Consider the following 22,643-nt stretch of genomic DNA (forward strand, 5'->3'; position numbering starts at 1 on the left):
ATTGTTCGGAGCTGAACGGGGATTCTCACTTTCAGACGAGTTAAACAACAGCCTGGTCCCTGGCACTCGAAGGCTTTACATCTGGACGAAGATGCGATTTTAACTTACTTTCGACTCTTATGAGTGACGATAAAAATCAATTTGGCTGGAATTTCGATAACACTTATGCGCGATTGTCTGACGTCTTTTTTGAAAGAGTGAATCCGACGCCCGCTCGTACTCCTGTGATGGTGATGTTTAACGAGGCTCTAGCTCAAGATCTTGGCTTAAACGTTTCAGAACTAGCAAAGCAGGGTCAGAATTTTTTTGCGGGTAACAATCTTTTTAAAGGCTCAGAAGCCATCGCCCAAGCCTATGCTGGTCATCAATTCGGACACATCAATATGTTGGGTGACGGGCGTGCGAATCTTTTAGGTGAACATGTGACTCCCAAAGGCGAGCGTTTTGATATTCAGCTTAAAGGGGCGGGCCGAACGCGTTTTTCTCGACGTGGTGATGGTCTTGCCGCTTTAGGCCCGATGCTTCGCGAGTATATTATCAGCGAAGCGATGTTCGCCTTAGGCATTCCCACGACGCGAAGTCTTGCGGTGGTAACAACCGGAGAACAAGTCATCAGAGAAACACCCTTACCGGGGGCGGTGCTAACCCGGGTTGCTAGCAGCCACCTGCGTGTTGGAACATTCGAATATGCAGCGGGTTTTGATCAAGGTAAAAACTTAAGCGAACTCGCAGATTACACTCTTCGTCGTCACTATCCTGATTTGGTGTCGCATCCTGAACCTTACGTCGCTCTTTTGAAGGCGGTCATCGAACGTCAGGCGTCGTTGATCGTTAAATGGATGCAAGTAGGTTTTGTCCACGGCGTGATGAACACGGACAACATGACTATTTCTGGTGAGACGATCGACTACGGTCCTTGTGCATTCATGGATCGCTTTTCACTTTCTACGGTTTTTAGTTCCATCGATGTTCAAGGAAGATATTCCTATGGACAACAGCCCTCGATCGGGCAATGGAATTTAGCGCGCTTCGCAGAAACCTTGCTTCCACTCTTTAGCGCTTCTCAAGAGGAGGCGATTGCGAAAGCCGAAGAAGCCCTCGACACTTACGCCGAGCACTTGCAGCGTCACTGGGTGACGGGCATGCGCGGTAAACTAGGAATCGTGCAAGCAGGAGAGGACGATATGCCTCTCTTTAATTCGCTTTTAGAACTTATGGAGAAGAATCAGGCCGACTACACGAATACTTTCCGGGCTCTCGCGAACGGGAAGATGTTGGATGAACCGCTCTTTAAAAGTTCCGAATTCTTAGAGTGGCACAAAGCTTGGCAAGCGCGAAATCCTGACTTGGACTTAATGCTTAAGCATAATCCAGCAGTCATCCCTCGTAATCATATGGTCGAGAAAGCTCTAGCGGCCGCCGTCGAAAAAAATGACTACTCCGTTGTGAACCGTTTGCTCGAGGTTGTTCGAAATCCTTTCGTCGAACCTAAGGATGGTGCAGAGTTTTTGAGTCCCGCTGATGATGAAGATTATCAAACTTTTTGCGGGACTTAATTGTGTCTTTCAATGATGTTTTAGGCTGGGTGGCCTCGCTTGTTCTGATCGCTACGATTGTGAATCAGATACGCAAACAGATCCGTGATCGGACTTCGGAAGGAGTTTCGATTTATCTTTTTGCAGGGCAGATTTTCTCAAGCCTGGGTCTGACTGTTTATTCTTATAATTTGGGGAATTGGGTTTTTACGGTTTTGAATTTCGTTTTGCTCTTAACAAATATCACCGGATTTTATTTTACTAAGAAGTTTAAGGATGAGGAGAAGGGGTAGTTTCTTCTTTTTTTCATTTCGATATTTTTTCTGAAGACTGATGAGTTTGGCTTGTTTCTCGCTTCGCTTGAAACTCGCTTTTGATTTTGGCTTCTTGTTCGCTTTGCTCACAAGTCGCATCTTGGTGCTTCGATCGTGGAGGGGATTGGGCTCGGGCCATCGTGGCCCTCGGTCCTTTGGACCGCCTTCGGCGCCTTCGAGGACGCATCCTGCGTCGTCGATGAACCCCTGTGGTCGGCGCGCGCTGCTTGCCGCGAGCTTTGGTGATCTTTTTTTTGCGCCAACCTTTTGAGTTCAAAGCCCCTTGGGAGAACCAAGACTGTGAGTAAAAATAAAAAACCCGAATCTTTCGATTCGGGTTTTTTATTTTTAGTTACAAAATTTGGCGTTCCCAATGGGAACGCCAAAGGGCCCCGTCGCGAAGCGATGGGTCTAACATAACTTTTCGAGTTCAGGCGAAATATAAATGAAGCAAGAGTAGTGAGAAAAGTTGGCGTGGGAACCCGAATTGGAAACGACCATGGTTTCCTCCGCCCAACGCAGTAGAGCTAGTGAATATCATTGAGTTTCCATTCGTGCAATCGCACCGCTCTGAGAGCTTCCTGCGGCAAAAGTACCTAAATGAACGCCTATCTCCAGCTGAAATCGGAGCTCAATGTTTTTCCTCCAAGCGCACGATCTTAGCTTGGCTTGAGCATTATAAAATTCCAGTTCGTCCTGAGGATATGCCCGAGAGAAGAGGATTGCGATTCGGAGAAAGACGAGAAAAAGGACGGATTATCAGAGATGAAAGAGAGCAAAGAGTGATCGCAAAAATGCACAAATTGCGATCTCGAGGATACAGCTATCCCCAAATAGTCGAGGTTCTGAACTCGATGGGGGTCAGGCCCAAATCAGGGAAAAAGTGGTACCTGAAGATAGTTTTTGAGGTCATAAATTCAAAAATCTCAAAATTATCCAAAATTTAAATTCCAACGATTACGAATACTTAACTAAATAAGCAGTGAGGAATTGAGAATGTGCATCAAAAAAGAGTTTGATTTTGCCGAAATACACGCTATCCTAAGGGTAAGTTGAAAACGAATGCACATTATCAACTACTCACTCAAGAAAGGAGGCAAATGAGAGCAGAGTTAGAAATTGTAGCTACGGTTACCAGTCTTGGCCGACATCAATAACCGCAGCCGCATAAATCCCCCAAAGAGGATTCACAAATAAATGTAACACAGCTTTGAGAGTTTGGCCAGTGTTCTGTCCAAACCCTTCTTTGGAGATAAATGAAACCAGTTTTAACAATCTTTAAAGAAGGAGATTTTTTTATGAGACAGATTTACGAGGTTCCCAAAGAGGAAATCTCAAAGGTTCTAAGCGCAATTGGAAGATCTCAGATGGCACATCGACTTGCGATTTATAAAGCAGTCGGTGGAAAGCTAAAACCGTCATTTAATTATGTGATGGATCATCTAGAAAAAATGGGAGCAATCATTGAAGTCGAGCGTGACTTTTATGCGCTCCATCCGGTCTTCCGTGAAATGGATGATGAGGCAGGATTAAAAGCCTGCTTTCCGATGAAGGTGAAAAAATTAAAGTCAGACAAGGCGGAGGCTGTATGGATCAGAAGTCATTGATCGCATCGCTTTCGATCCCTTGCCCTGAGTGCGGCTACTTGCTGCATACAGAGGATGCCGTTCGAAAACACATTCAAAGCGAACTCGAAAAATCCTCTAAGGACCTGCAAGTGAAAATGCAAACTCAGGAGAAGCTATTTAAGGAGAAGCAAGCCGAACTTGATAAACAAAAGGCTGATATTGATTCCTTAGTAGAAAAGCAACTGAAGGCTAAGCTTCAGTTAGTCCAGCAAACGGCATCTAAAGAAGCAAAAGAAAAGATCAGTCTTGAGCTTGAGGATCTGAAAAATCAGATCAATGAAAAGCAAGAGGCGCTTCAGAAGGCTCAGGCATCAGAGCTTGAGTTGCGAAAGGCTGCTCGTGAAGTTCAGGAGAAGGAGAAGAATCTTGAACTTGAAGTGCAGCGCCGAGTGCAAGACCAAGTTGATTCAGAAAAGCAGGCAATGCATGAATCGATGGGTCAGGAATTTCAGCTTAAGCTTCTTGAAAAAGAAAAGCAGATCCGAGATATGCAGGTGAAGCTGGAAGAGGCTAAGCGTGCTTCTCTTCAGGGCTCTCAGCAAAACCAAGGGGAAGCTGTTGAAGATGATATCGAAAGCCAGCTGAAGGCTCGATACCCTACGGACACCTTCGATCCAGTTCCGAAGGGAGCAGAAGGTGCAGACCTCGTTCATTCAGTGCGCAACTCCTCGGGCCAAGTGGTTGGCACGACAGTTATCGAGCTGAAAAATACGAGAACCTTTCCTGGGGACTGTATTCAGAAGCTTGCGCGTGACCAGCGTGTACTTGGTGCTGACGCGGCAATCCTGATTACGAAAACTCTACCAAAAGATGCGCCTCCAATTAGTATCATCGATGGCGTTTTCGTTGTTTCGCTATCATTAGCGGTTCCATTCATTTCGATCATCAGAAAGTCGATTGAAGAATTGTCGTACGCTCGTGCGACGACTCAGGGGCAAGACGAGAAAATGAAGTTGATCTACTCGTATCTTACGGGTCCGGCTTTTAAGCAAAAGATCACTTCGATCGTGAATGCTTTTGAGACCTTGATGGAGCAACATGAAGGCGAAAAGAAGTACTTCAAGAAAATGTGGGCTTCTCGCGAAAAGATGTTGGAGCAAGTAATTGATTCGGCAACTGGGATGTACGGCGACATCGAAGGTATCGCTGGGCGTATTTTGCCTGAGGTAAAAGCTCTTGCTCTGCCAGAGGTGAAAGAAGTTGAAACAGTTTTGATTGATGGGAGGGGCGATCAGTGATCGCCTTCCAGGTGGTATATGAGATTTAATAATTGTGAGTACGTTAAAATAAACAAAATCGCCGACCTCAGAGCTGGATATCAACTGCGAGACCGCGTTGACCCAGATCCAAAGGGAAAGATTAAGTTTATTCAAGTTGGAGATGCGAATCGCGAGACACATCAAATTGATCTTGCGAAGAGCGATCTTATTACCATCGACAAGGCCATCGAATACGGAAAATACGAACTGCACGGACATGAAGTACTTTTCTTATCGAAAGGTAGTAAGCCAGGGGCATTTACTGTCCCTGGCGTTTCGGACTGGGTTAGTCGAAGTTGTCATGTGATTCCGATGTCGCATTTCTTGATTTTAGAATCTGACAAATCACGAACCTACCCGCCGTACCTTGTGTGGGCTCTGAACCAAAAGTTCATGGAGCCAGCAATCAAGGCAAGCATGAAAGGTTCGGGAATTCCGTTTATCGCTAAGAGTGACTTTATGGATATTAAAATACCGATCCCAAGCATTGAGGTGCAAAAGAAAATCGCCGAATTGAGTGCCCTTCGTACAAACGAGTTAATCCTGGCTAAGAAGCGCGATGGTTTAATGAATCAGCTTCTCGAAGCTCTTCTTTTTGGGCAGCTCGAAGGCGACGCGGCCGACGCGGCCGACGCCAGCGTCGCGAAGCAAAAGTTATTGGATGAATACGAAAAATATAAAGACATTTCCCCTGAGGATTTTCAAAAAGAATTGAGGAAGCTATGAGCAATACAAAATCATTAGACCAAGACGCCGAATTGAAGAAAAAACTTTGGTCGGCATGTGACACGTTCAGAAACGTGATGGATTCAAATCAATATAAGGACTACATCCTCGCATTTCTTTTCATCAAGTATATTTCTGACATATACGAAGAAAAAGTCACTGAACTTCGAAAGAAGTTTAAGAACGATGAGGATATGGTCAAGCGTCGTCTTGAGCGTGAAAGGTTTGTTCTCCATGACAAAGCTACATTCGCGTGGATTTTCGAGAACCGAAATAAAGATAATATTGGCGCTATTATTAATTCGGTACTTCATGAAATCGAAGAACTGAATAAAGTTAAACTGAACAATGTTTTTCGTGGAATAGATTTTAACAGCGAGCAAAATCTTGGTAAGCCAAAGGACAAATTGGATCGCTTACGCCATCTGATTAATGACTTTAAAGACCTCGATCTGAAACCCTATCTGCACAACGCTGATGTTATTGGTAATGCATACGAGTATTTGATTGAAAAATTCGCGGCTGATGCCGGGAAAAAGGGTGGAGAATTTTATACTCCTCCGGAAGTCGCTACTCTTCTTGCAAAGCTTGTAGAGGCGAAACCTGGAAACACGATTTACGATCCCACCTGCGGTTCAGGATCGTTGTTGATTAAAGCGGCTAAGGAAGTTGGGAGCAACGACTTCTTCATTTATGGTCAAGAAGTGAACGGAGCTACTTGGTCCTTAGCTCGAATGAATATGTTTCTACACGGAATTGAGCAGTCTGATATTCAGTGGGGCGATACCATAAAATCACCAGCATTTATCGAAAAGGATTCGATAAAAAAGTTTGATATCGTTATTGCAAATCCACCTTTCAGTAAAGACAAGTGGTGGGGCGCGCCGACAGAAAAGGGTAAGGAAACAGAGAAGAAAGCCGAAAACGATGACTACAAACGTTTTTGGCGTGGTGTTCCGCCCACCTCAAGGGGCGACTGGGCGTTTATAAGTCATATGATTGAAAGTCTTTTGCCAGGTGGTACTTGTGGAGTGGTTGTGCCGCATGGGGTTCTATTTCGAGGTGATGCCGAGGGAAGAATACGTAAAGCCGTAATCGAGGAAAATCTTATTCATGCCGTTGTTGGCCTGCCGCCAAACTTATTTTATGGCGCGGGAATTTCGGCAGCCCTGTTAATTTTCAAAAAAAATCGCAAGCAAAAAGACATTCTCTTCATTGACTCCAGTAAGCATTTTCTTGAGGGGAAAAAGCAGAATAAGCTTCGTGACGAAGATATCGGACGAATTTTTGAGACATTTAAAAAGCGAAAAACAATTGATAAATTCTCTTACCTCGCCTCGCTCGACGAAGTTCAGAAGAATGATTTCAATTTAAACATTGGCCTCTATATTGATGGGTCAGAGGAAATCGCCAGCATAGATATTCGCGCTGTACAGAATGATATTGAGGCAATCGAGTCTGAGCTCAGCCAAGTACGTGCAAAGATGAAAAAATATCTTAAGGAACTTGAGATATGAAAATGCAAACGCAAATGAAACGTTTAGATGAACTGGCTACTGTTGAAAGAGGTAAATTTTCAGCTCGCCCTAGGAATGATCCAAAATACTATGGGGGGGACATTCCTTTTGTTCAAACTGGAGATATCGTTACTAGTGGCGGGATATTAAAATCATACACTCAGACATTGAATGCTGAGGGACTTAAGGTAAGTAAAATATTTCCCAAGGGATCTATTTTGGTCACAATTGCAGCAAACATAGGGAATTCGGCGCTTACAACGTTTGATACGGCTTGCCCTGACAGTGTTGTCGGGCTTCGGCCAAAAGCGGGAATCGATTCAAAGTGGTTAAACTATGCAATTCAATCACGACGAGAAGAGCTAGACGCAAAAGCAACAAAAGGCGCGCAAAAAAATATCAACTTGGAAGTTCTAAGGCCTTTGCTTATCCCAACCCCCAATGCTGAAGAACAGAAGTATATCGGTGAATGTCTGTTCAGCTGGGACAAGTCAATTGAACTCGAAACAGCTCTTTTGGAACAATATAAATTGGAGTTGGACGGGTTTATTGAGAATCTTATTGGAACTGAAAACATGACAAGCTTGAAGGAGATATGCCAAGAGATACGAGACGGCACGCATGCTTCACACATCGATGTCGCTCAAGGCATTCCACTTCTAAGCGCAAAGGATATCGTTGATCGAAAGATCATGATTCCGACTGACGCTCGAAAAATCAATTCGGCAGATTTCGATCAAATTCATAAGAAATTTGTTCTTTCCAATGGCGATTTGTTACTTACGATTGTTGGAACAATTGGTCGCGTAGCTGTCGTATCGAATTATGATCGGAGTTATACATTTCAACGAAGCGTGGCATATTTGAGATTTAAGAAAGACTTCTCATCCGAGTTTTACTCCTATGTATTCGAGTCTCGATATTTTCAGAAAGAGTTGAAGCGTAGGGCAACTCAGTCAGCGCAGCCAGGAGTGTATTTGGGTAGTCTGTCTGAAATCTTGGTGCCTTCGCCAAGCAAAGAGAACCAGGAAAGGATTACGAGATTTCTTAGCACTCTTGATCAGTCCATCCGTCTCACCCGAGAAAAGATCCGATTGCTAAAGCTTCAAAAGCAGGGACTAATGCAGAAGCTTTTTGGAGACCTTCAATGACAACTAGACGAGCCATTTTCCGCGAAGACGAAAGCTCGCAATTGCCAGCGCTTCAACTCCTACAAAATATGGGTTGGATTTATTTAACTCCGGAAGAGGCATTGGCGGAGAGGAAAGGAAATCCTAGAAGCGTCATTTTAGAGGGAATCTTAGAAGAAAGACTTAGAAGTCGTGAATTGAATACTATTCTAGTAAGTGGAGAAGAGTATGAGTTTGGCGACGCAAATATAGCAAATGCGATTCACGAAATTAAACGTGTGCCTTTCGAAGGCTTACAGACCACGGCCGAGAAAATTTTCGATCTAATTACTCTAGGAAAAAGCTGTACTGTAACGATTAATAATGATCGTAAGAGTTACGATCTGAAATATATTGATTGGTCGAACGTGGCGAACAACGTTTACCATGTTACGGAAGAATTCATTGTCGAATCTCACACTGGAAATGGCACTAAAAAGATTCCTGATCTTGTACTCTTTATTAATGGCATTCCTATTGTAATTATCGAATGTAAAAGGAGTGATTATAAAGATCCCGTAGAGGAAGCAGTTTCACAACATATCCGCAATCAAGAAACTTCCAACATTCCAAATCTTTACGTCTATTCACAACTCTTACTTGCAGTTAGCCCATTTAACGTTCGCGAGAAAAATCGATTTTGCCTGTATGCTACTACAGGTACACCTCGGGTTTATTGGTACCCATGGATCGAAGATGAATCTAAGTTGCTGGCAAAGGAACTTGAAATTCTAGTACATAAGCCATTGTCGACCAAAGAAAAGGATCGATTATTTGGAGATCGCTTCAGAAACATCCGCGCCTACTTTGACGATTTGGAGAAGCACCCTCGCCAGGTAACAGATCAAGATAAAATGATTTTTAGTCTCTGTCGGAAGCAAAGAGTGCTCGAACTAGTTAAAAAGTTCATCTTATTCGACGGCGGCGTCAAAAAGATAGCCCGATACCAACAGTATTTTCTTGTTAATCAATCGGCAGAGAGAATTTGTAGCGTGAAGCCAGGAGAAAAGCGGCCCAACGGAGTTGGCTGGCATACACAAGGCAGCGGTAAGTCTCTCTCTATGGTGATGCTTGCAAAGACGCTTGCGATGGATGATCGAATCAAGGAACCGAAGATTGTATTAATCACGGATCGAATTGACCTTGATGACCAGATTTTCAGAACATTCCAAAATTGTGGAGTCGAAGTTCGACAAGCTTCAAGTGGACAGGACTTGATTGACTCGCTTAAAGATTCTAAGGCCGGTATCATTGCGACAACAATCTTCAAGTTCGATTCCGTAATTAATGCCAAAACTGATCCTTTTGAATCAACCGATATTATTCTGCTAGTGGACGAAGCCCATCGATCCCAATATGGAGAATCCAACTCGAAGGTTCACAAGGTTTTCCCAAATGCTTGCTTTATCGGTTATACCGGGACTCCATTAACAGAAAAAGAACGTCATACGATGGAGAAGTTTGGTCCGATAATTGGACGCCCTTACACCAACAGAGATGCTCTTCGGGATAACGCTGTTGTTCCTCTTCTCTATGAAGGAAGAATGGTCCCTCAGTCTGTTAATCAGGATCTCATTGACCGCTGGTTTGAAAGACTAACTAGTGGCTTGTCAGAGGCTGAAAAGGCAGATCTTAAGAAAAAATATAACCGACGTGATCAGCTTGCGAAGACTGACCAACGAATCTTTATGATAGCTGCTGACGTCTCGGAACATTTCTATAGGAACTGGAAAAACACCGATGGTGGACTTGGATTCAAGGGTCTCCTAGCTGTCGACTCGATTGCCTCGGCTATGAAATATCGAGACTACTTCAGAGAAATTGGTGAGGTTGAGGTTGAAGTCGTAATTTCTAAAACGAATGATCGCCGTGGTCATAGTGAAGTTGGTGAAGAGCAAACAGCATTGCAGAAATACGAAGAGTACATCAAGAAAAACTGGGGCGATCACAAAAAATTTGAACGAGACATAAAAAAGCGATTCGACAGTGATCAAGGACCTGACATCTTAATCGTCGTCTGGAAGTTACTTACGGGGTTCGACGTTCAAAGATCTACCGTTTTATACGTTGATAAAAATCTATCAGAACACACACTACTTCAGGCAACGGCTCGGGTAAATAGAACTTTTCCAAAGAAAGATTTTGGATACATTGTTGATTACCACGGGAACCTCGATAACTTCATAGATGCAATCAAACAATACGATGACCTTGCAGCTAAACTCACAGCAACAGAGGGTCCTACTGAAGAGGCTGAACTTAAGAGCGCAATTCATGATATTCAAGAGCGAATAAAACTACTTCCGCAACATTACGCCGACTTGATAGATTTGTTTGGCGGGGTGAAAAACAAAAGAGATGTCAAAGAGTATGAAAATGCTCTTTGGGAACCAGAAAAGAGAGAAGAGTTTTACGAAAAGCTTGGAACTTTCGGTCGAACGCTACATTTAGCGCTATCGTCGTTCGACTATTATTCTAAAGCTCCAATATCAGAAGTTGATAAATACAAAGAAGAACTCCGCTTCTTCAATTCTTTGAAGTTCGACCTAAAAATGATTTTTCAGGAACGAATCGATTACAGAGATTATGAGCCTAAGATTGAAAAGATATTGAACGATCATGTTATGGCTAAAGGAGTTGAAACAATTGTTGAGCCAGTTGCTATCTATGATTTGGAATTCGGTAAACAGTTCGAAGGCAAAGATGCAACAACGCAAGCTCTGACAATCCTGAACTCGACAAATAGATACATTTCCGAAAATCTCGAACGCGATAAAGCATTTTACGAGAGATTCTCTGCGCTGATTGAAGAAACTCTTGAGGACTACCGTAAGGGTCGCCTTTTAGAGAAGCAACTACTTGAGAAAGCGACTGACATCAAAGAAAAGGTTCTCACGCGAACAGGAGATGATACTCCCGAAGTTTTGAGGGGAAATGAATCTGCTATGGCTTTCTTTGGAATCTTGAAGTCGAACATGGGTGCAGACAAAGTAGAAGTCGACGTTTTGGCTAAGTGGGCTTCAGAGATTGATTCGATAGTTTCGAAAAATGTCGTCGTGGATTGGGTTCGTAACACGCATATCCAAAACAAGATAAAGAATCTTGTCGAAGACTATATTCTTGATGTTAAATCAAAACATAAATTATCTATTGATTTCGAGAAGATAGATAAAATTTTGGAGGAAGTGGTTAGGTCTGCGAAGTTAAATAGGAAAAAATGAAGCAACAGGAAGTTTACAGCATCAAGGATGGACAACACGAGATTTCTTTTGAGTTGAAGTTTTCGACTCGGAAGACGTTAGGGATTTGTGTAACTCCAAAATCAGAAATCCAAGTAACCGCACCGGAAGGACTCTCGGTAGAACGGGTTTTGCACTCTGTGAAACGCCGTATGCCATGGATAATTAAACAGCTTAAGGGTCTAGAGAAAGTCCGATTCGTGGATTCAGTTCCGGAATACGAATCCGGTCAAACAATTCGTTTTCTCGGCAGAGACTACATGTTGAAGGTCCTACAGGTAGAAGCTTTCGAAGAAGAAGGCGTTTCACTCGAGCATTCAATACTCAAACTTACCATTCACAATCGAACTCAGAAAGATCGAATCAACTTGATGGTCGAAGAATGGTATCGGAATGAAGCCTTACTATACCTAGGTAACAAGTTTGAAGCGCTATCACAGAAAGTCATAAAGTATGGACTGCCCAAGCCACAATACTACCTACGAAAAATGGAAAAGAGATGGGGAAGCTGTACACCTAATGGAGTCATCTACCTGAATCCAGAACTTATAAAGCTTCCGTCGCATTGTATCGAGTACGTAATCATGCACGAGCTTTGCCATTTAAAATATCCGGATCATTCCGCCGAGTATTACCACTTTCTAGAAACAGTCATGCCTGACTGGAAAATTCGTGAAAAGGATCTAAATTTATGATCGAGAAAAAAGTAAAAGAGTCGGAGGTTGGCTTCAGCGCTTGGGAATTAGTAATCGTCGTAGCGATCATCGGTGTTCTTTTAATGATTGCTGGTCCCAATTTTGTGAAGTTCCAAAGATCATTGAAGATGTCCGAAGAAAAAACACAGCTAGCGGCTGCCTATACTGCAATGCAAATTCAGAAGCTTGAAAAGGACCCAACGAAGGCCAATGAGATATTGAACCAGATGAGTTCCAAATATCCAGATTTCCGGGTGCCTGCAATCTTACCCGATGCCGATCCAAAACAATCAGCGTCGGACGTAAAAATTGGTATCTTAGAATATCGAATCGGTAAATTGGAAGAGACGATAAAAGATGCGTCAAGTAGCCAGCCGTCTTGGTGGATACTTCTCCTAGTAATTCCGGGGATTAGTGCGATGATGGGGAGACTTCTGAACCCATTGTTTGATTATCTTGGCGCCCACCTAAAATCCAAAGCGCAGGAAACCCTGGAGAAAAAGTAGTTTTTCCGTTTTTGGGCGTCGCTCGCGACGCCAGCGTCGCCTGCTTTCGGAAAACCTTTCCGACGTACGGAAAGGTACTTTCCTTGTGTGTTCTTCGCAGATTCGGCAACTGGGTAGCCAGGGCTCACCAGAAAGCTTTCGGCGTTTTCCTGTGAGACCCATAATTGTGTCGAAATGTAATGGCGTGTTTTAATGGAAAAATGAGATCCCTCGTTTTACCTATTTTAAACCCTGCTGTTGCAAATCAGCCATTTTCTGAATGGGCAGCTCCACCTATTGAGCAGTTCCTTAACTCTCTAGACGCCTCCGAACTTACAAAGTCCCACTATGCATCTCGCCTTCAACACAAAGAGGCGATTTTTTTCACCGATCCAAATGGTGATGCGTACGCGAGAGTGAACCTATCGGGCCAAAAGGAGGTTTGGCCCACTAACTCTGAAGAATTCCGGACTTGGTTAGGGTCACGATCTAACAAGGAGTTGGGTAAGTTTCCTACTGAGAGTGTAATGCGAGAGGTAGTTGCGCACGCGACCGGTAGAGCAAAGACTGACGGAATCCGAGAACTAGTTTTCAATCGAGTCGCTGGTCACGGGCGGAATATCTACATTGATATGGCAGATAAGCTTGGCCGTTTCATTGAAATAACTCCAAGTGGTTATGCCATGACTACCAGTTTGCCAAATGGAATCTGGTTCACGCGTTCTTCCAGTATGTTGCCTCTTCCTGCTCCTACACCGGGTGGAAGCATTAATGATCTTAGAAAGTATGTGAATCTGAAGGACGAAAAATCTTGGCAGATACTATTGTCTTGGATTCTTGGTAGCCTAAATCCTGAAGGACCTTTTCCTATTTTAATGATTAACGGTGGGCCTGGAACTGCAAAATCCACCTCCTCCGAATTTATTAAAAGGCTGATTGACCCTACAGGTGCCCCATTGCGAAACCTCACTAAAAATGAGCGCGACTTAATGATCCTCGGAAAGAATTCATGGATCATGGGATTTGATAACGTAAGCTATATCAAAGATGATGTAAGTGACATGTTTTGCCGGATTGCAACCGGCGGTGGCTTTTCTACCCGTAAGTTGTACACCGACGCAGGGGAAAAGATTTTTTTCATCAAGCGTCCCTGTCTCTTCAATGGGATTCCTGATTTTTTCTCTACACGATCAGATCTAATCGACAGATCTCTTCACGTAACGTTGAAACCAATCTTAGAGAAAGATCGAAAGCTTACGCGTGAGCTGGAAAGAGAGTTCCAAGCAGACCATGGCAAAATGCTCGGCGCGATTTGCCAGCTACTAAGTAAAATGCTCTTTGATTTGCCCTCACATTCATTACAGTCAAAGCCAAGAATGGCAGACTTTGCGCATTTCGTTTCTAGCGCGGAACCACATTTAGGGTGGAGCACTGGAACTGTTGTTGATCTGATGAGAGAAAATCGAGCCGATGCTGAAAGCGTTCTGATTGAGAATTGCGTTTACTCTAGTCTCATCATTGTACTTGCTTCAGAAAATTGGAGTGGATCTGCTTCCGAGCTCCTTGAGGAAATCGAGGATTCTCTTGGGGAGGATAGCCGAAGACTGAAAGGAGTGCCGCAGTCTGCATCAGCACTATCAAGTTCACTTAGGAGGTACGCGCCTGCATTTCGATCCGTTGGAGTTCACATTGACTGTGATGGCAAAACTTCGGGAGCAAACTCTCGTCGTTTCATATCTATCTCGTTAGACTCTTCAGCGGATATAGAAATGGTTAGGCAGGCACGTCAAGATTCTAGTCAGTACGCGCGCATGGAACTCAGAAAAAAGAAGCGAGCCGATCTTCGGGCAATTGCAAATAAGAAAAACAAGGAGCTTGTTCCGAATAGTACTGTGCTCAAGGATATTTTGATGAGTACTGCAAAAGTTGAATCTCAGACTTCCAAAGCTAATTCAGATGAGCGGAATTCGCCTGGGTCTCCGGAGTGTTTCGGACATGTACACGTGTTTGATCCCAGCTCTGAAAAGTGTGTTGAGTGTCCATATGAACATGCTTGCCTCAATGAAATCGAACGTGGAAATGCGAAAGATCCCCAACAGGCGGTTCTGCAATGAATTCGCTAAAAGGATATTTTGACCATTTGCATGAGCATAAGTTCCGGGGACAGGTGATCGTTACATTCAAAGATGGACAGATTTCTCTCCTCGAACAAAAGCAACAGTTCAAATCGATCCCGCAAGAGATTCTGAGTAGGAAGAACCGCCAAGAATCTCATGTCGTACCAGAAGGTCCGCATGAGTTCCCAAAGCAGTTCTCTAAAAAGATGTAACTCGTGTGAGGGGATTTTTCCCCTCACATCATTCTATCGAAAGGCAAATCGGTTCGACAGTAATTGCAAGGCGTGTATAGCTCGAAAAAAAGCGTCATGGTATAAAATGAAGTGCAAAAAGAATAGAACTCAGACGCAAAACCTTGAGGTATTGCAGGTGAATATTCCCGACAAAAAATATTTGTCGGCACAGATCAGAAATTTGATCAAGGGAATGAATTTTGATGTCGACGGAAGTGAAAACTAAAAAGAGGATCGCAATTTACACCCGCGTCAGCACACTGAACCAGGTTGTTGAAAATGGAAGTTTAGAGCAGCAGGAAAAAATTTGCCGTGACTATCTTAGATCTTTATCAGTGCGAGACGGAGTCGACTATGAAGTGGTGAAAGTATACACAGATGCTGGAATCAGTGGAGCTACTGCGGCTGCTCGACCGGCATATTTAGAAATGCTTTCTGACTGTGACAGAGGAAAGATAGACGGTATTACAACCTTTGAACTTACTCGGCTGTCTCGATCAGTAAACGATCTTGAAAAACTGACGAGTAGATGTCGGAAAAACAAAGTGGCCCTTCTGATAAAAGGGTTCGATATGGACCCAAATACGTTAATGGGCGAAATGCTCTTCCGGTTTTTAGCAGTACTTTCTGAATTCGAGAGAAAGCTCACTGCAAATAGAGTGAAAGAAAGTACGCGAAGTAGAATGCTTAACCTTGGCCACGTAAATGGCGGAAGAATACCTCTCGGATTCGATCGAGATCCCGAGCGAAAGGGTTGCTGGAAGGCGAACCCGGCGGAGTTAAGACAAGTCGAACATATAATGAACGTGTTTCTCGAAACAGGATCATTTAAGGCAACTTTAGTTGAAATCAAAAGACTCGGAATTACCAATAAGGATGGGAAGGATTTTAGATTTACTTCTCTGAAGACGCTTCTCACAAATTACAGGTATCTGGGAAAACAGCTCGTGACTTGCGGTCCCAACGACGAAGATAAAAAGTGGGCCTCTCTTCATCATGGCTGCGTAATCTCCGAAAATCTGTATCAGCAAGTCCAAGAGAAAATTGCTGAGATTGATGGTCGTAAAAATCTAAATCGTTTGAGTGCTAGAATATATCCTCTCACGGGTCTACTTCAGTATGAAGACGGCTCATTGTTTTGTGGCCAGAGTGGAACTTCAAGAAATGGGTCTAAGCATTTTTACTATTGGAATAAGAAGCACAAAGTGCGAGTGGAAGCTGACATCTTTGATAAAGCTATTTTGGATTTCCTAAAAGGCGTCCTAGTAAGCGACAAAGAATTAGAAAAGTTGGTCGGTACAATCAACGGTACTTGTAAAAGCAGAATGGAACTGATTACACAAAGAATCAGAGAGATTCGAAAGGATATTCAAGTTCTGTCTGATGAAGATGAGAAGATGTTAGCTGAATTGCGAAGTTTTAATAAATCTAACGGAGCGGCGAAAGCTCTTCAGTGGTTGGAACAGCAAACTTCCAAAAGCGAAGAGCAAAAAAAAGTTTTGGGCCTGGAACTGGAAGAGCTTCTGCGAGAAAAAGAACAGCTAGAGGCCTCGGGTGCGAACCTTGCTGGGGTTCGTGGGGTTTTAGCAAAGTTCTGTGAACTGGTTTCCAAAGCCGACCCTGTTCGACAACGAGAGTTCTATCGCCAAATTTTCAAGAAGATCGAATTTTCGAAATACAACAAAGTCAAAATTGAGTGGTTCTTGCCTGGAGGTCCCCAAAGGGGAGGAGATTATTCTTTCACCGAGGAAACAGAGGTTGCTTCCGGTTTAAATTGGCGTTCCCAAGGGGATTTGAACCCCTGTATCCTCCGTGAAAGGGAGGTGTCCTAGGCCCCTAGACGATGGGAACGTGTAGAGAAAAAACAGAAAATGGTGGCTCGCGATGGATTCGAACCATCGACCCCTTCATTAAAAGTGAAGTGCTCTACCAGCTGAGCTAGCGAACCACTGTCCGTTTAGGAAGTGCTAATTTGTAGTAAGGCGGGGGCAAAGTCAATACGATTTCTTGCTGTTTTTTAAAAATTTTTGCGATTTTTTTATAAAAAAAAGGGCTTTGCTTAAGGCATAAGCAAAGCCCTTCGTGAATTCGCTAACTGTGCTTAATTATTGAACAAAGGTTTGACCCACAATGTCTGCTCGCGGCCCGGGCCGACGGAAATTACATCGATCGGAGTTCCCAATTGTGAGCCTAAGTAGTCAATGTAGTTTGTTGTTGGACGCGGAAGATCTGAAAGTGTTTTTACTTTCGTTAAATCTTCTTTCCAACCAGGGATCCACTCGATCACCGGTTCTACTTTTTCCAATTCGTACGGAGATGTTGGAAGTTCGGTGATTGTTTCGCCATTTAATTTGTAAGCTGTGCACACACCGATGCGATCGTGGCCTGTTAATACATCTAACTTCATCATCGCTAGGTTCGTAATACCATTCACGCGGATCGCGTATTTCAAGGCGACTAGATCCAACCAACCACAACGGCGTGCACGGCCTGTTGTCGAGCCGAATTCGTGGCCGTCGGCTTGGATTTTTTTGCCGATTTCGTCGTGAAGTTCTGTTGGGAATGGGCCGCTTCCTACGCGAGTCGCATAAGCTTTGAAAACACCGATCACTTTTTGAATGCTCATCGGGCTGATGCCTGCGCTGGCGCAAGCATTCGAAGCCAATGTCGAAGAGCTTGTCACGAACGGATACGTTCCGTGCATCACATCCAACATCGTACCTTGAGCGCCTTCGAACAAAACGCGCTTTCCGGCTTTCAAGTTTTTGTTGATGAAGAGTGAAGAATCTTTGCAACGATACGGAGCTAAATCTTCTGCTACTTTTTGAAGGTCCGCCATGATGTCTTCCAACTTGAAAGTCGGCGCCTTGTAGTAGTTTTCCAGCATGAAGTTTTTCTCGCGCAATGCCAGTTCTACTTTTGCTTTTAAAGTTTCGCGATCGAAAATATCACCGAACAAAACAGCGCGGCGAGAAGCGCGGTCTTCGTAAGCGGGGCCAATGCCTTTTCCCGTTGTGCCGATTTTGCTATCGCTCAATGCCGCTTCACGAGCCGCATCTAAAGCTTTGTGGTACGGAAGAATGATTGTTGCTGTATCAGAGATCAACAATTGCTTTGGATTTTGCAAATAGCCTGTTGCTTTTAGTTTGTTGATTTCATCGCGGATAGAGAAAACATCGATCACAACACCCGGAGCAATCACGCATGTTGTTTCGGGACGAAGAATTCCGCTGGGTACCAAGTGAAGAACTGTTTTCTGACCGTTGACCACGAGTGTGTGGCCTGCGTTGGCGCCGCCTTGATAGCGAACGACCATGTCTGCTTTTTCAGCGAAGACATCAATAAGTTTACCTTTACCTTCATCGCCCCATTGGGCTCCGACAACAACAACACCTGACATTGCAATTCCCTTCGAAGGTACCAGTCCCCTGGTACCTTCGAACTTTCTCGCAAGAGATTCTCTCAGGCAAGTTTTTATTCTCCTTTAAATGGAGCGGCTCCGTACCAAGGGGCTCTTGGCGGGAGGGTGTCAGAAGTCGATCCGTCGATAAAAAACGCCATAAGCTTATTAGCTGCCACCTGGGAGGCTTTAAAGAACGCATCCTCGGTATTGGCTCCAATATGCGGCGTGAGAATCACGTTCGGATACGTGAGAAGTTTTGAGTTTCGGGACAACGGTTCTTTTTCAAAGACATCCAGTCCGACGGAGCGCAGCCAACCTTTTTCAATGGCTTCGCACAGGTCGTTTTCATTGATCACGGAACCGCGCGACGTGTTGATTAAAGTCAAACCGCGATGAATATATTCAAAGTGCGAACGGTTGAGCATATGCTCTGTTTCCAGGGTCTTTGGCACGTGAAAGCTTAAGATATCAGCAGTTTTTAAAACCTCTTCATAACTTAAACGGGGAATTTTCAAGCGTTCAAAAACTTCGTCCTCCTGATAAGGATCAAAAGCGACAACGTTCATGCCGAATGCTTGTGCTAGTTCGGCGACGCGGGAACCGATTCGTCCCAAACCTACGATGCCGTAGGTGCGACCAGAAAGCTCAATGCCTGTCACCAGATCGCGCTTCCATTCGCCGGCTTTCACCATCTTGTGCGACTGCGGAATGTTGTTCACACAATTTAGAACTAGTCCCCATGTTAGTTGGGCTGCGGATTCAATATTTGCGGAAGGGGTGTGCATCACTGTCACGCCCCACTTTTGAGTGGCATCTAAATCGATGTGATCAAAGCCACTGGTGCAGGTGATGATAAGCTGCAACTGACGGGCTTTTTTTAAAAGCTCTTCATTCACTGTTGTGCGACTGCGAATGATCAACGCATTGGCGCTCACCAGGTGTTCCAGCGGCAGATGCTGAGGGTTATCACTGCGCACCACTTCAAACTGGCTATGTTGTTGCAAGTACAAAAAACTATCTTGCGCGAAGCGGTCGGTGATCAGAATTTTTTTCTTCATGGATTGTCCCTTAACCACGCGCGCGCTTCATCGGTGATATTTGAAATGTGCTCTAAAGATATAAAATCAGGATCAAAGAAACGCAGGGTGTGTCCCAAGCACTCAATCAAGCGCACTTGTTCTTCATCTTGAATGTAACCCATGTGGCCGACGCGAATGATTTTACCCTTTGCTTGATCTTGGCCACCCATGATTGTAATGGCGTGAGTTTCCTCTAGGTGCAGGCGGATTTTTTGTCCGTCCATTCCTGCAGGCACCGTCAAAGCAGTGACTGAATCACTCGGAGATTTTGCATAAAGTCCGAAACCTAATTTCAAACCGAATTTGCGAGTGAACTCAGCTCGGCGATGAATGATACGGAAAAGTTCTTGTAGGCCTTGTTTTTCAATCAAGCCCAGGACCGTGTCTAAGGCACGAATGATCGCCACGTTTGAAGAGTAAAAAGTTTCTCCACTGCCATTCGCTTTCTTTTCTTTGCGCAAATCAAAATAATAGCGAGGGCATTTTGCTTGATCGACAAACTTCCAAGCTTTTTGTGACAAAGCTAAGAAGGTCATTCCTGTGGGTAACATAAAAGCTTTTTGCGAACCGGCGACTAAGCCATCAATACCCCAAGCGTCCATAGGCAGGGGATAAGCACCCAAAGCGGTGATGGCGTCGACCAAAAGTAAAGTCTCAGAATATTTTTTTACAACAGATGCCAGCTCCTGAATGGGATGCGCCACCGCCGTGGAAGTTTCACAGGCCTGGCAAAGAACCGCGCGCGTGTCAGGATTTTTCTTCAGCAACTCTTCAACTTCAGAAACTTTGACGGTTTCGCCCCAAGGAACATTGACGATGGTGACTTCGGCGCCAAAAGTTTTTGCCATATCGGCCCAGCGCTCACCGAATTTTCCAGAAACAATCGCGATCACTTTATCGCCTGGAGAAAGCACGTTCACTAAAAGTGCTTCCATGCCGCCAGAACCTGTGGACGTCAAAAGATAAACATCTTGTTCAGTTTGAAAAACGCTTTTAATTCCCTTTAAAACACGCTTCAAAATGGCGTCAAATTCAGGGGTGCGGTGATGAATCATCGGAAGTGCCAATACTTTGCGCACCTCAGGATGAAGATTCACGGGACCCGGCGCCAGCAAACTGTAATTGTCATTGAGAGATGTCATTTTTCTTCCTTGATATCTTCAGTATTTTATACTCAACTGGTCCCGTGGACGCAATCTTTAAAGGCCTTCTCATTCTGACTGTCAGCTTCTCGGTTTTACTCTCGGGATGCGCTTACCGCATGGGCGCTGCGAGTCGCAGTATTCCAGGTGGGTACAAGCAGATTTCAGTGCCCATTTTCAAAAATAGGACCCAAGAAACTGGCATTGAAGTCGGCTTCACAAATGCGTTGATTTTAGAGTTTCAACGTTCGCGCATTGCTCGTATTGTGGACAACTCTTTGTCAGAAGTGGCAGTGATCGGGCAGATCGATAATATTCAATACATTCCCGGAGCAAAACGTGTCGCCGGCGAGCAATCTTCGGCCTATCTTCCCAACGGAACTGTCATCGCGACGGAGTACCGGATTCTTCTTACAGTAACTGTCAAAGTGGTGCGACAAGCTGATGGAACAGAGCTTTGGAGTGGAAGTTTCAGCGGAGAGCGTACTTATGCAGCACCTCAGGTGACGCTCGCAGGCGTGAACTCGGTAAATCCTCTTTACAATCTTTCTGCACGCAGGCAGAACATTGACGTCATGGCGAACGACATCATGGCCGAAGCCCATGATCGTATTACAGAAAATTTTTAAGCACCGGGGAAAAGGTCTTTACGACTTTTTTTGAGAAAAACGATGGCACTGATTGATGCGCAGAAATTCTATAAAGACCTCGAAAAAGGTCAACTTGCGCCAATGTACTTTCTTTTCGGTGAAGAGCCTTATCTCCTGAATCAAAGTGTTGAAAGATTTAAATACGCGGTCCTGACGGAAGGGGCGGTGGATTTTAACTACAGCCTTTTTTACGCCAGTGATGCTGATGTGGTTGCGATTCGCGATGCAGTAGAAACCCTGCCGATGATGGCAGCTCGTCGTTTGGTCATCTTGAAAGAAGCGCAAGAGCTCACGGACAAAGAGTGGGCTGAATTTGACAGCCTGATCGAGTCTCCGGTGGAAAGCACGGTGTTTGTAATTCTGGCTTCCAGAGTCGACAAACGTAAGAAACAAATCCGTCAGTTGCTTGAAAAAGCGGACTGCGTGGAGTTTAAAAAGCCTTACGAAAATCAGATTCCATCTTGGATCAATTACATCGCGCAAACTTTGGGCCTTACGATCAGCAACGACGCCATTCACTTATTGCACAAGCTCGTAGGTCATCATCTGACAGAGATTGAAGCGGAACTGAAGAAGTTAGGCGATTTCGTCGGCGGCCAACGTCGCATCGAAATGCAAGATGTGGCGCAAGCCGTGTCTCGCTCGAAAGAAGAAAATGTTTTTGATTTTACGAAAGCCATCGGTCAAAACGATCGCGTAAAGGCTTTAGAGCACTTGGTTCATCTTTTGGATCAAGGGCAGAATGAGATCGGCATTGTCTCTTTGGTGGCCCGTCACGTGCGTGTGCTTTTGACATTAAAGCGCGGCATGGATGAAGGCCTTCATGGGGCGAAGCTCGCTCACTATGCGCAGATTCCGCCTTATTTCCTGGAAAGCTATTTGGATCAGGCCCGACTTTGGACTGCGAAAAAGCTAGAACAAACACTGGTGGTTCTGTCTGAGACAGATAAGGCCCTTAAGTCCTCACCATTGTCTAGCCACATCTGGCTTGAAAACATGGTCCTAAAAACCTGCGGGACGTCTCAAAACTTCGCTCTAAACTAGAGTTTTCCGTCCCAGATGCCGATAAGGTCTCTGATGGACAAATCATTTGAAGATAAAGGTTATTTCCGCCGTCAGTATCCAAGACGGGCTATGAAGCGCAAAATCGGTGTGCTTTGTGACGGATCCTATTTCGTCTGTGAATCAGGCGAGATCGGTGAAGGGGGAATGTCTATTGTCTCGGATTATGTTCTGACGGAAGGGCACTCACTCGTTGTGAGTTTTCAAGTTCCGGCCGGTGAATTTGTGTTCTTGAGAGCGGTGGTGCGATCGACACAAAAAAAACAGGGTGACGAAAGAGTCACCCATGGTCTTAGCTTCAATGAAATCGAATTTTCTATCAAAAGACAGATTCGTTCTTTCGTGTCGGCACGAACTGATATCGCGCCGGGCACTACTTAAAACTTCAAT

20 protein-coding genes, 2 tRNA genes and 1 pseudogene are annotated in these 22,643 nt (G+C 44.5%); 18 read left to right on the forward strand and 5 right to left on the reverse strand.

Annotated elements, in window-relative coordinates; genetic code table 11:
• The first annotated feature begins 119 nt into the window (after positions 1 to 119).
• From AZI87_RS17085 to AZI87_RS18445, 15 genes and pseudogenes are all read left to right on the forward strand, one after another.
• Entirely contained in the window at positions 120 to 1,556 is a 1,437-nt protein-coding gene (locus AZI87_RS17085; RefSeq protein WP_063209492.1) for a protein adenylyltransferase SelO, read from the forward strand.
• Positions 1,557 to 1,558: 2 nt separating this feature from the next.
• A complete protein-coding gene (locus tag AZI87_RS17090) occupies positions 1,559 to 1,828 on the forward strand; it encodes a hypothetical protein (protein WP_063209494.1) in 270 nt (89 codons plus the stop codon).
• Positions 1,829 to 2,553: 725 nt separating this feature from the next.
• The gene (locus tag AZI87_RS18440; RefSeq protein WP_367613509.1) at positions 2,554 to 2,796 is read left to right on the forward strand and encodes a recombinase family protein; all 243 of its coding nucleotides are present in this window, start codon (positions 2,554 to 2,556) and stop codon (positions 2,794 to 2,796) included.
• Positions 2,797 to 3,105: 309 nt separating this feature from the next.
• The gene (locus AZI87_RS17100) at positions 3,106 to 3,456 is read left to right on the forward strand and encodes a hypothetical protein (RefSeq protein WP_063209498.1); all 351 of its coding nucleotides are present in this window, start codon (positions 3,106 to 3,108) and stop codon (positions 3,454 to 3,456) included.
• Positions 3,438 to 4,715, forward strand: a complete 1,278-nt coding sequence (locus tag AZI87_RS17105; RefSeq protein WP_063209500.1) for a DUF2130 domain-containing protein — start codon at positions 3,438 to 3,440, stop codon at positions 4,713 to 4,715. The genes AZI87_RS17100 and AZI87_RS17105 overlap by 19 nt, the downstream gene beginning before the upstream one ends.
• A gap of 18 nt (positions 4,716 to 4,733) precedes the next feature.
• Positions 4,734 to 5,462, forward strand: a complete 729-nt coding sequence (locus tag AZI87_RS17110; RefSeq protein WP_063209502.1) for a restriction endonuclease subunit S — start codon at positions 4,734 to 4,736, stop codon at positions 5,460 to 5,462.
• On the forward strand, positions 5,459 to 6,979 hold the full coding sequence (locus AZI87_RS17115) for a type I restriction-modification system subunit M (protein ID WP_063209504.1): 1,521 nt from the start codon (positions 5,459 to 5,461) through the stop codon (positions 6,977 to 6,979). The genes AZI87_RS17110 and AZI87_RS17115 overlap by 4 nt, the downstream gene beginning before the upstream one ends.
• The gene (locus tag AZI87_RS17120; protein WP_063209506.1) at positions 6,976 to 8,130 is read left to right on the forward strand and encodes a restriction endonuclease subunit S; all 1,155 of its coding nucleotides are present in this window, start codon (positions 6,976 to 6,978) and stop codon (positions 8,128 to 8,130) included. Before AZI87_RS17115 ends, AZI87_RS17120 begins: the two co-directional genes overlap by 4 nt.
• On the forward strand, positions 8,127 to 11,369 hold the full coding sequence (locus tag AZI87_RS17125) for a type I restriction endonuclease subunit R (RefSeq protein WP_063209508.1): 3,243 nt from the start codon (positions 8,127 to 8,129) through the stop codon (positions 11,367 to 11,369). The genes AZI87_RS17120 and AZI87_RS17125 overlap by 4 nt, the downstream gene beginning before the upstream one ends.
• A complete protein-coding gene (locus AZI87_RS17130) occupies positions 11,366 to 12,082 on the forward strand; it encodes a M48 family metallopeptidase (protein WP_063209509.1) in 717 nt (238 codons plus the stop codon). Before AZI87_RS17125 ends, AZI87_RS17130 begins: the two co-directional genes overlap by 4 nt.
• A complete protein-coding gene (locus AZI87_RS17135) occupies positions 12,079 to 12,588 on the forward strand; it encodes a type II secretion system protein (RefSeq protein ID WP_063209512.1) in 510 nt (169 codons plus the stop codon). The genes AZI87_RS17130 and AZI87_RS17135 overlap by 4 nt, the downstream gene beginning before the upstream one ends.
• 200 nt (positions 12,589 to 12,788) lie before the next feature.
• Positions 12,789 to 14,681, forward strand: a complete 1,893-nt coding sequence (locus AZI87_RS17140) for a hypothetical protein (protein ID WP_155722608.1) — start codon at positions 12,789 to 12,791, stop codon at positions 14,679 to 14,681.
• Positions 14,678 to 14,896 carry a hypothetical protein gene (locus tag AZI87_RS17145; RefSeq protein WP_063209516.1) on the forward strand — a complete coding sequence of 73 codons (219 nt, stop codon included), beginning with the start codon at positions 14,678 to 14,680 and terminating at the stop codon, positions 14,894 to 14,896. Before AZI87_RS17140 ends, AZI87_RS17145 begins: the two co-directional genes overlap by 4 nt.
• Positions 14,897 to 15,002: 106 nt before the next feature.
• Positions 15,003 to 15,143: a hypothetical protein gene (locus tag AZI87_RS18180; RefSeq protein WP_155722609.1), complete on the forward strand. Its 141-nt coding sequence runs from the start codon at positions 15,003 to 15,005 to the stop codon at positions 15,141 to 15,143.
• Positions 15,121 to 15,957: pseudogene (locus AZI87_RS18445) on the forward strand (recombinase family protein); the annotation flags it as partial. The gene AZI87_RS18180 and the pseudogene AZI87_RS18445, both read left to right, overlap by 23 nt.
• A 735-nt stretch (positions 15,958 to 16,692) precedes the next feature.
• On the opposite strand, the gene AZI87_RS17150 reads toward AZI87_RS18445, so the two are convergent.
• The 5 genes from AZI87_RS17150 to AZI87_RS17170 all read right to left on the reverse strand — a co-directional run bounded on the left by AZI87_RS17150 (position 16,693) and on the right by AZI87_RS17170 (position 20,541).
• Positions 16,693 to 16,768 (reverse strand) — tRNA-Glu (locus AZI87_RS17150).
• A gap of 21 nt (positions 16,769 to 16,789) precedes the next feature.
• Positions 16,790 to 16,865: transfer RNA gene (locus AZI87_RS17155), tRNA-Lys, on the reverse strand.
• A gap of 153 nt (positions 16,866 to 17,018) precedes the next feature.
• Positions 17,019 to 18,317 (reverse strand): adenylosuccinate synthase, encoded by a 1,299-nt coding sequence (locus AZI87_RS17160; RefSeq protein ID WP_063209518.1) that lies wholly within the window; start codon positions 18,315 to 18,317, stop codon positions 17,019 to 17,021.
• 74 nt (positions 18,318 to 18,391) lie between these two features.
• Positions 18,392 to 19,378, reverse strand: a complete 987-nt coding sequence (locus AZI87_RS17165; RefSeq protein WP_063209520.1) for a D-2-hydroxyacid dehydrogenase — start codon at positions 19,376 to 19,378, stop codon at positions 18,392 to 18,394.
• Positions 19,375 to 20,541 carry a pyridoxal-phosphate-dependent aminotransferase family protein gene (locus AZI87_RS17170; RefSeq protein ID WP_063209522.1) on the reverse strand — a complete coding sequence of 389 codons (1,167 nt, stop codon included), beginning with the start codon at positions 20,539 to 20,541 and terminating at the stop codon, positions 19,375 to 19,377. The genes AZI87_RS17165 and AZI87_RS17170 overlap by 4 nt, the downstream gene beginning before the upstream one ends.
• Here AZI87_RS17170 and AZI87_RS17175 point away from each other — a divergent pair.
• Genes AZI87_RS17175 through AZI87_RS17185 form a run of 3 tightly spaced genes read left to right on the forward strand, consistent with a single transcriptional unit; the run spans position 20,535 to position 22,634 of the window.
• A complete protein-coding gene (locus AZI87_RS17175) occupies positions 20,535 to 21,170 on the forward strand; it encodes an LptE family protein (protein ID WP_253696961.1) in 636 nt (211 codons plus the stop codon). The genes AZI87_RS17170 and AZI87_RS17175 overlap by 7 nt on opposite strands.
• Before the next feature lie 42 nt (positions 21,171 to 21,212).
• Positions 21,213 to 22,235, forward strand: coding sequence for a DNA polymerase III subunit delta (holA, locus tag AZI87_RS17180; RefSeq protein ID WP_063209526.1), 1,023 nt, complete (start codon positions 21,213 to 21,215; stop codon positions 22,233 to 22,235).
• Between the two features lie 33 nt (positions 22,236 to 22,268).
• Positions 22,269 to 22,634: a PilZ domain-containing protein gene (locus tag AZI87_RS17185; protein ID WP_063209528.1), complete on the forward strand. Its 366-nt coding sequence runs from the start codon at positions 22,269 to 22,271 to the stop codon at positions 22,632 to 22,634.
• Positions 22,635 to 22,643 lie beyond the last annotated feature (9 nt).

The sequence above is a fragment of the Bdellovibrio bacteriovorus genome (assembly GCF_001592745.1).
Classification (GTDB): domain Bacteria; phylum Bdellovibrionota; class Bdellovibrionia; order Bdellovibrionales; family Bdellovibrionaceae; genus Bdellovibrio; species Bdellovibrio bacteriovorus_B.

Bases quoted from the DNA above. Each gene is read 5' to 3' on its own strand.
- AZI87_RS17185 (WP_063209528.1), top strand. From the start codon at position 22,269: ATGGACAAATCATTTGAAGATAAAGGTTATTTCCGCCGTCAGTATCCA.
- AZI87_RS17120 (WP_063209506.1), top strand. From the start codon at position 6,976: ATGAAAATGCAAACGCAAATGAAACGTTTAGATGAACTGGCTACTGTT.
- AZI87_RS17100 (WP_063209498.1), top strand. From the start codon at position 3,106: ATGAAACCAGTTTTAACAATCTTTAAAGAAGGAGATTTTTTTATGAGA.
- AZI87_RS17175 (WP_253696961.1), top strand. From the start codon at position 20,535: ATGTCATTTTTCTTCCTTGATATCTTCAGTATTTTATACTCAACTGGT.
- AZI87_RS17125 (WP_063209508.1), top strand. From the start codon at position 8,127: ATGACAACTAGACGAGCCATTTTCCGCGAAGACGAAAGCTCGCAATTG.
- AZI87_RS17130 (WP_063209509.1), top strand. From the start codon at position 11,366: ATGAAGCAACAGGAAGTTTACAGCATCAAGGATGGACAACACGAGATT.
- AZI87_RS18440 (WP_367613509.1), top strand. From the start codon at position 2,554: ATGCCCGAGAGAAGAGGATTGCGATTCGGAGAAAGACGAGAAAAAGGA.
- AZI87_RS18180 (WP_155722609.1), top strand. From the start codon at position 15,003: ATGAAGTGCAAAAAGAATAGAACTCAGACGCAAAACCTTGAGGTATTG.
- AZI87_RS17085 (WP_063209492.1), top strand. From the start codon at position 120: ATGAGTGACGATAAAAATCAATTTGGCTGGAATTTCGATAACACTTAT.
- AZI87_RS17110 (WP_063209502.1), top strand. From the start codon at position 4,734: ATGAGATTTAATAATTGTGAGTACGTTAAAATAAACAAAATCGCCGAC.
- holA (WP_063209526.1), top strand. From the start codon at position 21,213: ATGGCACTGATTGATGCGCAGAAATTCTATAAAGACCTCGAAAAAGGT.
- AZI87_RS17165 (WP_063209520.1), bottom strand. From the start codon at position 19,378: ATGAAGAAAAAAATTCTGATCACCGACCGCTTCGCGCAAGATAGTTTT.
- AZI87_RS17145 (WP_063209516.1), top strand. From the start codon at position 14,678: ATGAATTCGCTAAAAGGATATTTTGACCATTTGCATGAGCATAAGTTC.
- AZI87_RS17105 (WP_063209500.1), top strand. From the start codon at position 3,438: ATGGATCAGAAGTCATTGATCGCATCGCTTTCGATCCCTTGCCCTGAG.
- AZI87_RS17160 (WP_063209518.1), bottom strand. From the start codon at position 18,317: ATGTCAGGTGTTGTTGTTGTCGGAGCCCAATGGGGCGATGAAGGTAAA.
- AZI87_RS17140 (WP_155722608.1), top strand. From the start codon at position 12,789: ATGAGATCCCTCGTTTTACCTATTTTAAACCCTGCTGTTGCAAATCAG.
- AZI87_RS17135 (WP_063209512.1), top strand. From the start codon at position 12,079: ATGATCGAGAAAAAAGTAAAAGAGTCGGAGGTTGGCTTCAGCGCTTGG.
- AZI87_RS17115 (WP_063209504.1), top strand. From the start codon at position 5,459: ATGAGCAATACAAAATCATTAGACCAAGACGCCGAATTGAAGAAAAAA.
- AZI87_RS17170 (WP_063209522.1), bottom strand. From the start codon at position 20,541: ATGACATCTCTCAATGACAATTACAGTTTGCTGGCGCCGGGTCCCGTG.